Annotated in this window: 8 protein-coding genes; 7 read left to right on the forward strand and 1 reads right to left on the reverse strand. The window is 47.0% G+C overall.

The window, feature by feature from the left end; all coding sequences use genetic code 11:
• Positions 1–37 precede the first annotated feature (37 nt).
• From FW415_RS09680 to FW415_RS09705, 6 genes are all read left to right on the forward strand, one after another.
• On the forward strand, positions 38–778 hold the full coding sequence (locus FW415_RS09680) for an MbnP family protein (protein ID WP_148384223.1): 741 nt from the start codon (positions 38–40) through the stop codon (positions 776–778).
• Positions 775–1815, forward strand: coding sequence for a cytochrome-c peroxidase (locus FW415_RS09685; RefSeq protein WP_148384225.1), 1041 nt, complete (start codon positions 775–777; stop codon positions 1813–1815). The genes FW415_RS09680 and FW415_RS09685 overlap by 4 nt, the downstream gene beginning before the upstream one ends.
• Positions 1816–1884: 69 nt before the next feature.
• Positions 1885–2289, forward strand: a complete 405-nt coding sequence (locus FW415_RS09690; protein ID WP_148384226.1) for a septal ring lytic transglycosylase RlpA family protein — start codon at positions 1885–1887, stop codon at positions 2287–2289.
• Positions 2290–2470: 181 nt separating this feature from the next.
• Positions 2471–6013, forward strand: a complete 3543-nt coding sequence (locus tag FW415_RS09695) for a hypothetical protein (protein ID WP_148384228.1) — start codon at positions 2471–2473, stop codon at positions 6011–6013.
• Between the two features lie 60 nt (positions 6014–6073).
• Positions 6074–10558, forward strand: coding sequence for a DUF6443 domain-containing protein (locus FW415_RS09700; protein WP_148384230.1), 4485 nt, complete (start codon positions 6074–6076; stop codon positions 10556–10558).
• Between the two features lie 9 nt (positions 10559–10567).
• On the forward strand, positions 10568–10909 hold the full coding sequence (locus FW415_RS09705) for a hypothetical protein (protein ID WP_148384232.1): 342 nt from the start codon (positions 10568–10570) through the stop codon (positions 10907–10909).
• 131 nt (positions 10910–11040) lie between these two features.
• Here the strand turns inward: FW415_RS09705 and FW415_RS09710 are convergent, their stop codons facing one another.
• A complete protein-coding gene (locus FW415_RS09710) occupies positions 11041–11955 on the reverse strand; it encodes an IS481 family transposase (protein ID WP_148384234.1) in 915 nt (304 codons plus the stop codon).
• 237 nt (positions 11956–12192) lie between these two features.
• Between FW415_RS09710 and FW415_RS09715 the strand changes: the two genes are divergently transcribed.
• Positions 12193–15435, forward strand: a complete 3243-nt coding sequence (locus FW415_RS09715; RefSeq protein ID WP_148384236.1) for an RHS repeat domain-containing protein — start codon at positions 12193–12195, stop codon at positions 15433–15435.
• Positions 15436–15531 lie beyond the last annotated feature (96 nt).

The following is a 15531-nucleotide window of genomic DNA, read 5'->3' on the forward strand; positions in this document are numbered from 1 at the left end:
CGTTTTTTGTTGTAACTTCAGAGGAGAAACCACCGATATGAAACCGCGCTATCTCCTGATCATCTGCTTGTTTGTATTCGCTGCCTGTAAAAAGGATACGGTAGAACAAGGTACTATGGAACTGACTTTCCGGAATGCTGTGGGCAACCAGCCCCTGACCCTGAATACGGTAACCTATCAGAATGCGGCGGGAGAGGATTTTACCATCAGCGCATTCAAATATTACCTCAGCAATTTTTCCCTCGTAAAAATGGATAACAGCGAAGTGCCGCTGCCGGTGGAATACTTCCTGGTAGATGAGGGTGATGAAACATCGCGGACGATACGGCTGGCAGCGCCGAAGGGAGAGTACCGGGCGATGAGATTCCTGATCGGGGTGGACAGTATCCGTAACGTCAGCGGTGCGCAAACCGGTGCGCTGGACCCTGTGAAAGGGATGTTCTGGAGCTGGAACAGCGGGTACATCATGGCGAAGCTGGAAGGTTATTCGCCGGTATCAGCCGCCACGGAGAACAGGTTGACGTTCCACATCGGAGGGTTTCGCAAAGAGCATAGCGCTATCCAGGAAGTACTGCTGACCGCGCCTATCAGTCTCACTGTTGCCGCAGGCCGCCTGCCGCAGCTGGAGATCGTTGCAGATGCCGATGTATGGTTCAGCCAGCCCTTTCCCATCAGCTTTGCCAACACGTCCACGATACATGTGCCGGGAGAGGACGCCGCAAAGATCGCCGCCAACTATCGCAACATGTTCCGCATCACCAGTGTAACCGACCTGTGATCAAAAGATGCATTTATATCGCCTGTGCCTTCCTGCTGATCTGGAGCTGCAGAAGGAACCCGGGGGCTTCACCCGGGCCGCAGCCGTTTCAGCTGGAACTACCACCGGATTTTCCCGAGCCGGTGTATGATATCTCGCAGAACCCGCTTACCGTGGAAGGCATAGCCCTGGGACGGCGATTGTTCTATGATCCCCGCCTGTCCCGCGACAGCACCATATCCTGCGGTTTCTGCCACCAGCAGTTCGCCGCTTTCGCCCATTTCGATCATCCGCTAAGCCATGGTATCGACAACCGCACCGGTATCCGTTCCGTGCCAGGCTTGTTCAACCTCATCTGGCAAAAGGATTTCATGTGGGATGGCGGTGTGAACCATCTGGAGATACAGCCGCTCACCCCCATCACCGATCCCGATGAGATGGGAGAGGACCTGGCCGTGCTGATCGCCCGCCTGAATGCCGATGCGAAATACCGCAGTCTTTTTAATGCCGCCTTCGGAGAAGGGGAGATCAACAGCCAGAGATTATTCCGCGCCATCACGCAGTTCATGGTCACCATGAACTCCTACAACTCGAAATACGACAGTGTGAAACGGAATGCACCGGGCGTAACATTCACTTACGAAGAAGAACAAGGCTACCAGGTCTTTCAGCAGAAATGCGCCTCCTGCCACAAGGAGCCGTTGTTCACCGATGGCACTTTCCGCAATAACGGCCTGCCTTATAATCCCGCGTTGAATGATGCCGGGAGGATGCGCATTACCAATAACACAGCGGACTACCTCAAATTCAAAGTACCATCGCTCCGCAATATCATGAAAAGTCCGCCTTATATGCATGACGGGAGATTTTATGATATTTATAATGTGTTTGATCATTATTCAGAAGGCGTTGAGCAAACCCCCACCATTGATCCGCTGGTACAGAACGGTATTCCGCTAACGGAGGACGAGAAGCGGCACCTGTATTTCTTTCTCAGTACCCTTACGGACCCCGGGTTCATCAATAGTCAGTCCCTCAGCGAGATTGTGATAGAGTAAGTAGTTGATTATTAGTTCGATACAGTCCATTAACAAATACTGGAATGGAATTTGCCAATATGCGGCGTCATGAAAAAAGTAGCGATCATATTGTTGTTAGTGGTAGCAGGCATTCTTCCGGCGGCGGCGCAGACCGTAGCGCCCAAAACCGGTATAGCCAGTTATTACGCCCAGAAATTCCACGGCCGGAAGACAGCCAGCGGAGCGATATTCGATAATACGGCGATGACGGCCGCACATAACACCCTGCCGCTCGGCACCTATATCAAAGTGACCAATATCCGTAATAACCGTTGGGTGGTGGTGAAAGTCACCGACCGTTTGCATCATGCCAACCGACGCATTGTTGACCTTACGCAGGCCGCTGCGAAGAAGCTGGGATTTATTCACCGTGGCCTGACAAAAGTGCGGGTGGAAGTGGTGACGAAGGCGTATGTGCATAGTATTCCTTATTTGGAGGTGGCGATGAATTGATTTTTTTCTGAATGAACGTTTTATAATAGCTGAAATATTGTTAACTTACCGAGTGATGTGAAATATCTGTTCGTTTCTTAACCGTTTTAAATCTTACCTATGATTTTATTTTCCTCATAAAAGCGCACCCGAACCGCTGGCGTTATCCCATTTTACCTGACTATTTATTAATTGACCTTTCATGAGATTTCTTGCAAAGAACCTGATCATCATGATTTTATTCGCGGCCCCTGTGTGTGCGCAACAAAAGCTGAATCTTGAATCCCTCATACCCCCTCCGCCAAACTCCGCAGAACTGGGTAAATACGGGGCGTTTCCGGTCGGATATCTTACGGGCATTCCTGACATCAAATTCCCGTTATACGAAGTCCGTTCCGGGAAATTGCAATTGCCAGTCATACTGTCATACCACGCTTCCGGCATCCAGGTAAATCAAAAGGCGACGGATGTGGGGCTTGGCTGGAGTATCATGGCTGGCGGCACTATTACAAGAACGGTGTATGGGGCACCGGATGATGGGACTTACGGTTACTTCAATTACACCCCTCCATCAATGCAGACCCTGTATGGGATCAATAATTTTTATACCATGCAGTTGTATAGCAACCCAGGTTACGATCTGGAGCCAGATCTCTTTATGTACAATCTTGGCGGGAAATCCGGGAAGTTCATCTATTCAAAGGCCGATACTTTCATGACTATCCCTTTCGACCCGATTAAAATACAAAAATATGTGACTGATAGGGCGCTGTTCAGGATCGTTGATGACAATGGGAATATCTACACCTTCGATCAAACCTCCAATACGATATCGGATATGTCTGTGCAAAGGAATACGATCAGCTCCTGGTATCTGACTTCTATTGTTTCGGCAGATTATACTGATACCATACGGTTTGAGTATATAACCAATATTCTGCAAGACCCTATCAGGCAGGAAGTATTCCCGATTGGAAAAGGAAAGTCCGGGTCATCATCTCCCGGGGGGCTCCCTTCATTGGTATATGGGCCAACGGAAGTGATAAACGGCACTTCATTATACAATGAATTGCTCCTCCGTAAGATCATTTTCAGAAATGGCTATGTCCAGTTTAACAGGAATACCCTTCGAAAAGACGTTGATAATATTCCTTCATCCTGTTATGCGCTTGATGAGATGGTAGTCTATAATGCAGAGAACCAGCTCACTAAAAAAATAATCTTCCATCATGACTATTTTCTCTCCCCTTCGTTTATGGACAGGTGGGATTTCTATCGTCTGCGCCTGACAGGCTTTACAGAGACCGGTATTGATACCACATTGAAGAAGGTGTATACATTCGGATACGATGCCACACCGTTACCCCATTATCACTCTTTCAGTATGGATTATTGGGGGTTCTATAATGGGGCAGGGAACTCAACTCTTATCCCGGCTACCACCGTTAATGCTTCGGATATTAATAGTGTTTCGTTTGCCAATGGCTTGTCCTATGGCAATGCGTTCCTCAACCCTGCTGAGTCCTGGACGATCGGGGGAGCAAATAGAGCGCCCTCTGCCATACATATGCAGGCAGGTATCCTGAATAAAGTTACCTACCCTGCCGGTGGGCATACCATATTCGAATACGAACCTCATCAATATATGTCGGAGGAATATGTACAGCAGCTGGTTTCGAAAAGCAATGTGACGCATGGCATCAATAAATTTACATTGAGCACCAGTACCCAGAATTTCAGTTACCCTCAAAATGCGGGCAATGCATCTGTTAATCCGCCACATATCTACACAAAGTTGACCATCAATTTTTCAGCATCCAATATGGGAAACACCGAAATGGGCGAAACGCAGCGTGTCATCTTCACTGACCTTACGACCAACTCCTCCCAAATATGGACACATACCGGAGACCTGACGGTGCCACTTACCCTGGAACCGGTAGTTATGCTCGTAAATGGCCGCAGTTATTCTATCAAACACGAAATATATGGCCAATATGAAGTGACCATTTCCACATACCTTAATTGGAACGAGAATCAAAACCAACAGGTGCAAAAAATAGGTGGCGGGCTAAGGATCAAATCAATCAAAAATTATACTGGTGACGCTGCTGCAGTGGCTAATGAACAAACGTTCAAATACGGAGCTAATGAAAATGGGCTGGGAATCAAAATGTTCAATGAAGAGAATTTCTACAGAAATTATGAAGATGTTGTTTATGCTTACTTCAATCCCAGCCAGGTTTATTGCTTGAATGACGTAACAAGTTGGCAGCGGAAATTTCTTGGCATATCCAAGTATAATCCCCTGACTTATATGGGCTCACCGATTTTATATTCATCCGTTGCACATTACGATGGCTCGCTATTAAACAACAAGGGGAAAACTGTTTATGCATATAATATTATAGAGGACCCCGATGATGCTCCTGATGAGTTTATCAACAGCGGCAATTACGGCTCTATTAACAAAGCCTGGAACCAGGGAGAGTTGATGGAGGAAACGACATACAGAAATGCTTCGGGGCAATTTATCCCGGTTACCCAAACCAGGTATGAGTACGAAAAGTATAATCTGAGACAGGAAAGTGCGATACAGATCAAACAATACAAGCAATTTGTAAAACTGGGCGACTGTGCTACCGATCCTACCGGTCCGGAACCTTCCGTGAGCCTGCCTGGACAAGGTTATTTCTCCTTTTACAACTACATGATAAAAACCGGGTCTGTCAAAAAAACGAAGGAAACAAAAGTCGTCTTTAACTCTTCCTCACCTTTAGATTCTGTCGTAACAGTAACTAATTACAAGTACCAGAATCCGTGGCATCTTTATTTAACCGAGCTTTCGGTTTTGAATAGCAAAGGGGAAGGGAAAATTTCCAGGATGAAATATCCGCAAGATGTTACCGGTACAGTTCCGGCAGCTATGACGACAAAGAACATTCTTAGTCCTGTATTGGAGCAAAGGGAGTATAAATCCAGCGGAGCATCAGAGATGCTGCTTACAACTACATTAACCGGTTATAAACAGTCAGGTAGTCAGATCAACAGGGACACGATCAAAAGTTCTACCGGAAATAATGTGCCCGAACCCAGAATTGAGTTCAAATTATATAATGCACAGGGCAATATCCTTGAGCAAAAGATGACAGATAATGTCGTACAGTCGTACATCTGGGATTATAAAGGAGAGTACCCTGTGGCCGAAGTTGTGAATACTTTTAGCGGTCAGATAGCATACACATCTTTTGAATCGGATGGTACAGGTAACTGGACTGTTGGCAGCACCGCCCGGGTTACCGGGGGGATTACCGGGAAGAAATATTATTCTCTGGCTAATGGCAATGTGAGCAAATCAGGGCTGGCCGCCAGCCAGGTTTATACTGTTTCGTACTGGACAACAAGCAGCAATGCGTTGACCATAGCCGGCACTCAGGGTTCTCCGGTTAAAGGTAGAACTGCAAGGGGCTGGACGTATTATGAACATAAAATATCCAACGTGGCCCAGGTGGTAATTCCTCAGACATCTGTTGCGATCGATGAGCTCAGGTTATATCCTGAAACAGCCCGGATGACTACCTATACGTATGATATGGGGATTGGTGTTACTACTGTGGCTGATCCGAATAATGCGATCTCTTACTATCTGTATGATGCTTTAAACAGGCTCATCATGATAAAAGATATCGACAACAATATTCTGAAGACGATAGATTATAAATACCAGGCTACGTCCGGCCAATAGTTGTTTGAATAGATGGTGGAAACGGATTGGTGGAATCTCGAATGCATTTAAATCATTGATATGCGATTTACCCTTTTTATCTCTAAAGTACTTTTGATCTGTTTGTGCAGTCCTTTTATACTTAGCGCCCAAACGCCCGGCGGCCCCGCGCGCCCTTCGGCTACCCCGGTAACGCAGCCCTCCGCCTATACGAACCCGACGCTCAACTACATCCGCACCTGGGAACCCAGCAAGCCGATGACCGACCCTGTTGCGGTGATCTCCACCGCCAACCCGATAGCCGATGTAAAACAAGCCACCCAATACTTCGATGGCCTTGGCCGCCCCTTGCAAACGGTGAGCAAAGGCATCAGCCCTGCCGGGCGCGACCTGGTGGCGCCGGTGGTGTATGACGCCTTCGGGCGGGAACAGTTCCAATATTTGCCTTATGTGCCGCAGAGCGGCAATATGAGCGATGGGCTGTTCAAGACCTCGCCTTTCGCCGGACAGGCGGCTTTTTACAATAATAAAACATCACTGCACCCCGGGTTGATGGGGGACACGATATACTACAGCCGGACGGACTATGAAGCCTCACCCCTGAACCGGGTGCTGAGTACCTACGCCCCCGGCAACAGCTGGGCCAAGGAAGGTGGCAACCGCCCGGTGAAAATGGACTACCTGGTCAACACCGCAGCGGACTCGGTGCGGATCTGGACGATGCCGGCCTCCGGCACGATCCCGACCTCCACGGCCACCTATGGGGCAGGACAGCTCTACAAGAATGTGACCACAGACGAGCGGGGCGGCAAGGTAGTGGAGTACAAGGACAAGGAAGGACAGGTGGTGCTGAAAAAAGTACAACTGGCCGCCAGTCCGGGTACGGCCCATGCAGGCTGGCTCTGCACCTATTACGTGTATGACGATCTGAACAACCTGCGCTTCGTGATCCCGCCGCTGGCGGTAGAGCGGATCAACAGCAACTGGAACGTGTCCACGGTAGCGGCAGGTCTCTGTTTCCAGTACCAGTACGACCACCGGCAGCGGATGATCGAAAAACGGGTGCCCGGCGCAGGGCCGGTGCAAATGGTCTATGACAACCGTGACCGGCTGGTGTTCACCCAGGACTCCGCCCAGCGGGCCAAAGCGCCCACGAGGGAATGGCTGGTGACCTTCTATGACGGGCTGAACCGGCCGGTGATGACGGCCCTGTATCCCTCCAATGCCACAAGAGACCAGCTGCAGACCACGATGAACACGGCCACCGGCAGCAGCAGCCAGAGTTATGCGGTGCCGGGCCCAACGGACCTGGTGCTGGGCCAGCGGGAAGCGGGCATCACCAGCTACAAGGCCCGCAACAGCATCACCTTCCAGGATGGCTTCGAGAGCGAGACCGGGGCGGAGTTCCTGGCCGAGATCGACCCCACGCTGACCACCGGTACCACCACGGTGACGGTAACCAACCCTTTGCCTGATATCAGCGGCTATCAGCCGCTGACCTATACGTACTACGATGATTATACCTACACCGGGGCCAAGGCCTACGTTTCGGCCGACACCGGCAAACTGCCCCGGGTAGCCGCCCAATACCCCGAGCCGCTGATCGCCAGCACCATGACCCGGGGTATGGTGACCGGGACGAGAGTACGGGTGCTGGGAACTGACCAGTGGCTGACCACCACCCTGCGGTACGATGCCAAAGGCCGGGTGATCCAGACCCTGTCCGACAACCTGCAGCATGGGGAAGAGGTGGTCACCACCCGGTACGATTTCTCAGGGAAAGTGCTGAGCAGCTACCACCACCATAAAAACCCGGCCAGCGGCACGATCCCCGCCACCCGGGTACTGACCAAACACCAGTACGACCATGCCGGGCGGCTGATGGAAGTGCGCAAACAGCTCAATGACAATACCACACTGGAACGGATCGTGGCCAAAATGGAATATGACGAGCTGGGACAGCTGAAAACCAAAAAGCTCGGCTCAGCCGATAACGGCACGACCTATATCGACCAGCTGGCCTATGAATACAACATCCGGGGCTGGCTGAAGAGCATCAACAAGGATTTTGTGCTGTCCCCCACTGGCACCGGCCGCTGGTTCGGCCAGGAGCTGAGCTATGACCATGGCTATACGGAGAACCAGTACAACGGCAACATCGCGGGGATCAGATGGAAGAGCGGAACAGACAAATACCAGCGCTCCTACGGTTACCGCTACGATATGAGCAACCGGCTGCAATCGGCCCAGTTCACCCAGCAGAACAGCACCACCAGCTACGGGAGCTGGCAGAGCAATGTGATGGACTTCTCGGTGCCGCATGTGAACTATGACGCCAACGGCAACATCCTGAAGATGAAGCAGAGCGGGCACAAGAACAATGTTCCCGCCGTGATCGACCAGCTACGGTATGAGTACACCACGAACACCAACCAGCTGCGCTTCGTGCGGGACAGTGTGAACGATATCAGCACGACGCTGGGCGACTTCAAAGAACCCGCCGCCAACAACAGCTCCAACAATGCCTCCCCCGCAACGGACTTCGACTACACGTACGACGGGAACGGTAACCTGAAACAGGACAAGAATAAGGATATCGCCTCGATCACGTACAACCACCTGAACCTGCCGCAGCTGATCACGATCACGGGGAAGGGCACGATCGCCTATACCTATGACGCCACGGGAGCAAAACTGCGCAAGACGGTGACCGACCAGACGGTGTCCCCGGCGAAGATCACCACCACGGACTACATGGGCGGGCTGGTGTACGAGCGGGATACCCTGCAGTTCGTAAGCCATGAGGAGGGCCGTATCCGGGCGGTGTTCCAAACCGGTCAGCCGTTGACCTACCACTACGATTACTTTGAAAAGGATCACTTGGGCAATGTGCGGCTGGTGCTGACGGAGCAGACGGACTTTTCGATGTACATGGCGAGCATGGAAACGGAAAGCGCCGCCAAAGAGAATGCGTTGTTCAGCAATATCGATGCGAGCCGCAGCGCGCGGCCCTCCGGTTACCCGGAAGAGGAAAAGACCACCAGCAAGAATGAATTTGTGGCAAAGCTCAACGGCAATGACCCGGACAAGAAGATCGGCCCCTCGCTGGTGCTGCGGGTAATGGCCGGCGACACGATCGCGATCGGCGCCAAAGCGTTTTACAAATCCACCGGTCCGGTTGACCGGAAACAGCCGCTGGCGCCAGCGGCGGACATGGCGGCAGCGCTGGTGCGGGCATTCGCCCCCGGTGGCGCGAGCGCAGCAGACAAAACATCGGCCCTCAGCGGCAATGCTTCCCCGTTCAGCACCGGTTTTTTCAACAACGACTACCAGCGGCTGAAGGAACAGGACCCGGGCAAAGACGCGAATGGGCAGCGGCCGAAGGCCTACCTGAACTTTGTGCTGTTCGATGACCGTTTCAATATGGTGGATGAGAACAGCGGTGTGCGGCAGGTGCAGGCACAGCCGGATGAGGTACAGGCGTTGGGGCAGGACAAGATGGTGATCCAAAAGAGCGGATTTTTGTATGTTTACACGAGCAATGAGACGCCGCAGGATGTTTACTTTGATGAGGTGATGGTGATGAGTTTGCCGGGGCCGGTGTTGGAGGAGACGCATTATTATCCGTTTGGGTTGACGATGGCGGGGATTAGTGCTAAAGCAGTGGGGAAACTGGAGAACCGGTTTAAATACAACGGCATTGAGAAGATTGGGGATTTAGGATTGGAGGATTATGATGCGAAGTTTAGAGAGTTGGATCCACAGATTGGCAGATGGTGGCAGGTTGATCCCAAGATTGAGAGTATGGAAATGTGGAGTCCCTATGTATCCAACTATAATAACCCAATAAGCTACAGTGATTTATTGGGTGATTTGCCTTATGGCCCCGATGATCCCGTCAAACTTCAAGGGCTTGTAACTGGTAAAGTACGTGATCTTACTAGGCCAAAGGATATCAAGACCTCAATCGAATTTGGTGCACAATATCTTTGGGGTTCTCTAAATGAAGTTGTTGATGGCGTTAATATGTATATTAATCCATTAGTTTCGGTTGCGGAGACTGCAGTTGGGAAAAGTTATGAAAGCGGGTTTACAGAAGACAAATCTAGGGTTCAAGCAGGAATGGAGGTCGCGATTGCTTTTATTCCAGGTGGTAAGGCTGAAATGGGAGCAGCAAAGGCATTAGAAAGATCATTTGTTAGTCTTGATAACAATGCCATTACTGCAGCAATTAAGGAAGGGAAAAAAGATGCTGTAAAGGCAGCTATTGGAGACAATACACCAATAGTTTCAATAACAGCAGCAAAAGAATATCTTGCTTTTGGGAGTAAGAGTGAGTTAGGGAGTTTTATGACGGAAATTGGAGCAACAATTAGTAAAAACGGAGGGTCTGCCAGTCAAGCAGCAGCCTTACAAAAGCAGGCAGCGAGTATGGGGCGTGCATTGGGTAAAAATGATGCTATGATACTTGGAGGCGCTATTAATAACAATGCTGCTGTTATAACTGTAGATAGGAAGTTTACTAACTTTATGAATTCAATTGGTATTACAACTATCGGATTTTAAAAAAGCGATATGGGTTCATTTAATATATTATTAGCAGAAATTCCATGCACAAGCTGTGGAAATAAATATGAAGGCAAAATTCAATTTAAATTTGGAAATACCTGGCAATTACGATATCGAATAGGAGATGTTGTGAAATGGGGAGGTAATGATATCGGAGTGCCTGGGTTACTAAAAGTTAAAGTGTATGGAATACTTGAATCGGATATATGCCCGGTTTGCAATCAAATAAATAAAGGCAATGAATTCGATATTTTTTTGGAGCAGGATGTTATAAAATCCGTTTCTGTTTTAGAAGATTTGCCAAGTTACTTTGCAAATGAGGGTAACTATAACGTTATTGAGACTTAGATGTGAATACTAGGACTACGGTTGACAGAGCAAATATACATTTTGAACCGGATTTTAATCTGTTTTAAGGGGAAGGCGCTGCTGCCGCGCCATTCCCCTTGCCCCATCCCGGCAGGGGTTTCAAACAATGGCTACGTTTTAGATTGTAGTCGTTCTTTAAGTATTTCGTAGGGTGTTTTGCCCTTTAGCGCAGCATTAGGCCTATGGCAGTTATAGAAGTTTTCCCACTCCTGCAATTTCTTATTGATGTCGATGTCATCTGTGTAATCAAGCAGTTGGTAAAACTCTTGTTGATCGGTCAAATGGGACCGCTCTACTTTGCCATTTAAATGTGGACTAGCTTTCTTAATGTAAACATGCCGAATGCCCAAGTCTTCGCAATGCCAATGAAATTGCGCCTGAAATTCGTGCCCGTTATCAGTTTGAATAGTATGAATCCGGAATGGGAATTTGCTCCGTATATAGTCTACAAACTGAATTGCGCAGTTTTGATTATGCTTACTATATATTTTCAGAGCCCGAGCTCTTGATGCGTCATCAATTGCTGTGTATTGGAAGCGCTTAATTTCCTTCCCAGAAGACTTATCAGTAAAAGATAAAAATTTAATATCAACCTGGATTCTATGTCCCGGCACCTGTTTTTCGTATCTTTTAAATTGTTCCATGGATCTCTTCCGCTGATTTTGTGGCAATTTATTCAGCCCGTTTCTTTTAAGAACATTATATACGCCCGCAGGAGAAACAGCAATATCATGGTAACGTTTCATGTACCATGATATTCGCAATTGCCCCAAATGGTAGGTAGTTCTTAGGTGTATAATCTGAGCTTCAATATCAGCTGCAATACGCAGCTTCGGATTTTCAGGACAGGGTTTACTATTAATTAAGGCGCGTTCCCCCTCACTTTCATAGTCTTTCTTCCATTTATAGTAAGTTTCCCTGGATATACCAAAGTATCGACAGGTTTTTGATACATTCCCCGACTCCTGACCATGTTGAATTATTCTAAGCTTTCTACGAATATCTGATAGTTCCTTTGGACTCATATATAGACATTTGATTGACAAGATAAAAACTGTCAACCAAAGTCATGATTTCCATAACTTAGAAAAGCCAATGTTATCTGCGTTGTCTATTAATCAAACTTGGAATACCAACTTATAAATGCGATTTGGTGGGCTTAATGCTTCACCTGTTAATCCTTTTTAGCATTACTTGCTTTATTCATTTATTTATATTTATTTTCACTTGGAAATCATAAAGAAATTCCCCAATACACTCATATGAAATTTGTAACCTATCAGAGATTGTTTTTTCTTACGCTTTCTCTCTTCGCGACGCAATCATTTGCCCAAACGAATTATACGGCAGCGGTGTCAAAAATTACACCGGTTTCTCCGGAAGCTTCTTCCATCTCAATGTATCAGAATTATCCGGTAGACTTTATCTCTGGAGTTCCTCAGATTGAACTACCGCTATTTGACATAGATACGAAAATGGGGAGAATTCCTTTCAATCTGTCATATCATCCCGGAAAACTAAAGTCGGGAGAATTAACAGGGACAATTGGTTGGGGCTGGACATTATCACCTAATATGGGGGTTACGAGATCCATCATAGGAGTGCCTGACGATATTAACAGAGGATTCATTCAACCTAACCCGCTGTTTGGGCATTGGAACGACTGCAATTATCTGTTGACGCTTGTGAGGGAGTACAATGATGAGCAACCTGACGATTTTTACTATAGCCTGCTCTCGGGTTCCGGCCGTTTTTTATATCGCAGAGACGGAAGCTTTTCTGTACCCGGAAAAATTAGTATCACACGTCCGTCGAATGATATCTTCCAGATTATTGATACCGATGGTACTATTTACAAATTTGGCAGATATTCCGCAAGTGGCTCTCCGCAAGTTATTGAAAGGAGTGCAAAAGGATGGCCCTTTCAAACTCCATTTGGTGAAATTACAAGTTGGAAACTGACAGAAATCATTTCCTATGACAAAACCGATACCATTGAATTTCAGTACGGAGCAAAAGCTACATGGGATGTACAACATTATAATGCTCAGTGGAGGATAATTGAGTATCCGGGTAACACATCTTACCAACCTCAAATTTATCGAAGCATGTACACCGGAGCCAACTGTCAAAGTGGGATTCCCGCCTGGGAGCCGATGAGGGCCATTGTTGGAAACAGCAGCTGGCTGCCCAACATAACCGAAATGTACGATGCCTTTGATGTAAATCTGAACGAATTCTACAACCCCCAGTTTGTCAAATGGGCTACCTGCCGACCGTTTTGCGCCGATCTGGATGCAGTATGTAGCTGGCAAAGCGAAGTAGGATATACCCAGGAAACCGTTTGTTATTATGACAGGATAAGCCAATCAACGTACTGCCATCAATATCCCGTAAGGCATGATATTGAAAACTATGTTTGCAGAACAGGGGCCACATTTTCGAACGATGCAGCAGATATGCCAGATGATGAAGTCTTGACGAACAACCGGATTGATGAGTGGCTGTTGACCGCTGTTAAATATCGAGGTGGGAAAGTGCAGTTAAATTATGATAGCACTACATGTAAGAAAATTTCAGTCTTCACGTTGCGAAACGGAGCTTATGAACTACTTAAAGAAATAAATTTTGGGCAGCGTAAAGCATCCAATTTCAACTATGCGGGAAGTATGGCCTTATACCACATAGATTACCGGAATCTGCTTGATTCAGTAGTAGTTGCAGACGGAAACGGCATAACACGACAACGATACAAAATTGATTATTCAGGAAATGACATGCTTCCCATCACCACAAATATGAATAAGGATATGTTTGGCTTTCCCGATAACAATACCCATTACACGATGCCTAAAATGGCTTACATGATCAACAACTACAAATGGACTGACCTTGTTGAAACATCCTCTGGACCACAATGGGGAGCAAGTCAGTCTGGAAGCGTGATGGCAATTTTAGGATATAAGCAGTTGGACAGGTACAACGAAAATGAATCCCAATACAGTCCGCCAATTCCATTGATAAAAAAAATAACTTATCCAACCGGAGGGAGCGCTTCCTTTGAATTTGAAAAAAACCGATTCCTTGGCCCCGACTATAATAGTATTTTTAAGGGTGGAGGATACAGAATTAAGAAGATTTCCTACACCAGTGGAATTGGACAAGATTCTATTATCCGGTCTTATGTGTACGGTCAGAATGAAAATGGCGCAGGACATGTAAAGTATTTTCCCAATTCATCTGATTATATGTATCAGATAACTGACAATATGACAAGCGTCCCCAAGAAGATATCCATCTTTAATTCAACACCATTTTACAATATGATTTTTGATAACGGAGTTGCTGTACTTTATCCCGAGGTAACAGAATATATCGGAAAAGCAACCGTTGGACAGAATTCTGGAAAATCTGTTTACTCCTATTTTATCGGTGGACTCAATAACACACACGTACCCAATTCACCAGTACAAATAAACAGACGAGACGAATGGCAAAGCACCGAACTCCGGATGAAAAGAGATTTTTCCGTGAGTAACAACACATACAAACTGATCAAAAAAGAAGTATATACCTACCAAAACTTTGTAAGCGATACTATACGGGTAGGGGCAGCCTATCAGAAATATTTCCATCCCAGTGATCCGGTTATCTGCAGCAATAATGGTGTATATTATCAGCAATACGATATATATCCCGGGGTAAAGAAATTAACACAGGTTCAGGATACAATGTACGATCAGGGCGGCGTGAATAGCATTTTCTCAACAAAGGTCTATACTTATGATCCGGAAACGCTCTTAGTAAAAAAGATTTCGACCACAACCAGTAAGGGGGAAACAAAGGAAGAGCGCAAGTGGTATGTAAACGATGTAAGCGAACTACCAAGCTGGGATGCAAGCCAGATTACTTTGTTAAATGCACTTAAAGCGAACAACAGGATTGATTTACCGGTCAAGGAGGAACTAGCAATAAACAACGCCCTCAAACGAACTATTGCAAATTACTTTTTGCTATCTCCGTCCAATAATCAAATTTATCCCTCTTCCATCCTGCAGAGCCAATATAACATGCCGTTAAACCGGGAGGTCGAGTTCCTGCAATACGATTCTCGGGGGAGACTTCTGGAGCAAAGAAAGATCAACGAGGTTAAGGAAACCTATCTCTGGGGATATGATGGAAGATACCCAGTCGCCACAATTGTAAATGCTGATCATAGCACTGTACTTCAATATATAAACCAGAGCATTTTGAGTAACCCTTCTAGCGACTCACAACTTAGATTAGAACTGCAAAATTTGCGACAGCATTTGCCAGATGCTATGATTACAAGCTATACATATAAGCCTGATATTGGAGTAACGAGTATGACGGATCCAAGTGGGCGGACGACTTACTACGAATATGACAGTTTTAACCGATTGAAATTAATCAGGGACCAAAATAATCATATCATCAGGCAATTTTGCTACAATTATGTAGGAGAGATACAGCCTTGTGAGTAACTAAGGATTTTTTTTAGTTTGGTCCTTTTGTCTTAATTGACTTGATAATTCTTAGGCCATCCAAAAGTGAAGATTGCCGGTAATATCAGCAAGAAT

The organism is Chitinophaga sp. XS-30 (genome assembly GCF_008086345.1).
GTDB lineage: Bacteria > Bacteroidota > Bacteroidia > Chitinophagales > Chitinophagaceae > Chitinophaga.

Bases quoted from the DNA above. Each gene is read 5' to 3' on its own strand.
- FW415_RS09695 (WP_148384228.1), top strand. From the start codon at position 2,471: ATGAGATTTCTTGCAAAGAACCTGATCATCATGATTTTATTCGCGGCC.
- FW415_RS09690 (WP_148384226.1), top strand. From the start codon at position 1,885: ATGAAAAAAGTAGCGATCATATTGTTGTTAGTGGTAGCAGGCATTCTT.
- FW415_RS09680 (WP_148384223.1), top strand. From the start codon at position 38: ATGAAACCGCGCTATCTCCTGATCATCTGCTTGTTTGTATTCGCTGCC.
- FW415_RS09705 (WP_148384232.1), top strand. From the start codon at position 10,568: ATGGGTTCATTTAATATATTATTAGCAGAAATTCCATGCACAAGCTGT.
- FW415_RS09710 (WP_148384234.1), bottom strand. From the start codon at position 11,955: ATGAGTCCAAAGGAACTATCAGATATTCGTAGAAAGCTTAGAATAATT.
- FW415_RS09700 (WP_148384230.1), top strand. From the start codon at position 6,074: ATGCGATTTACCCTTTTTATCTCTAAAGTACTTTTGATCTGTTTGTGC.
- FW415_RS09715 (WP_148384236.1), top strand. From the start codon at position 12,193: ATGAAATTTGTAACCTATCAGAGATTGTTTTTTCTTACGCTTTCTCTC.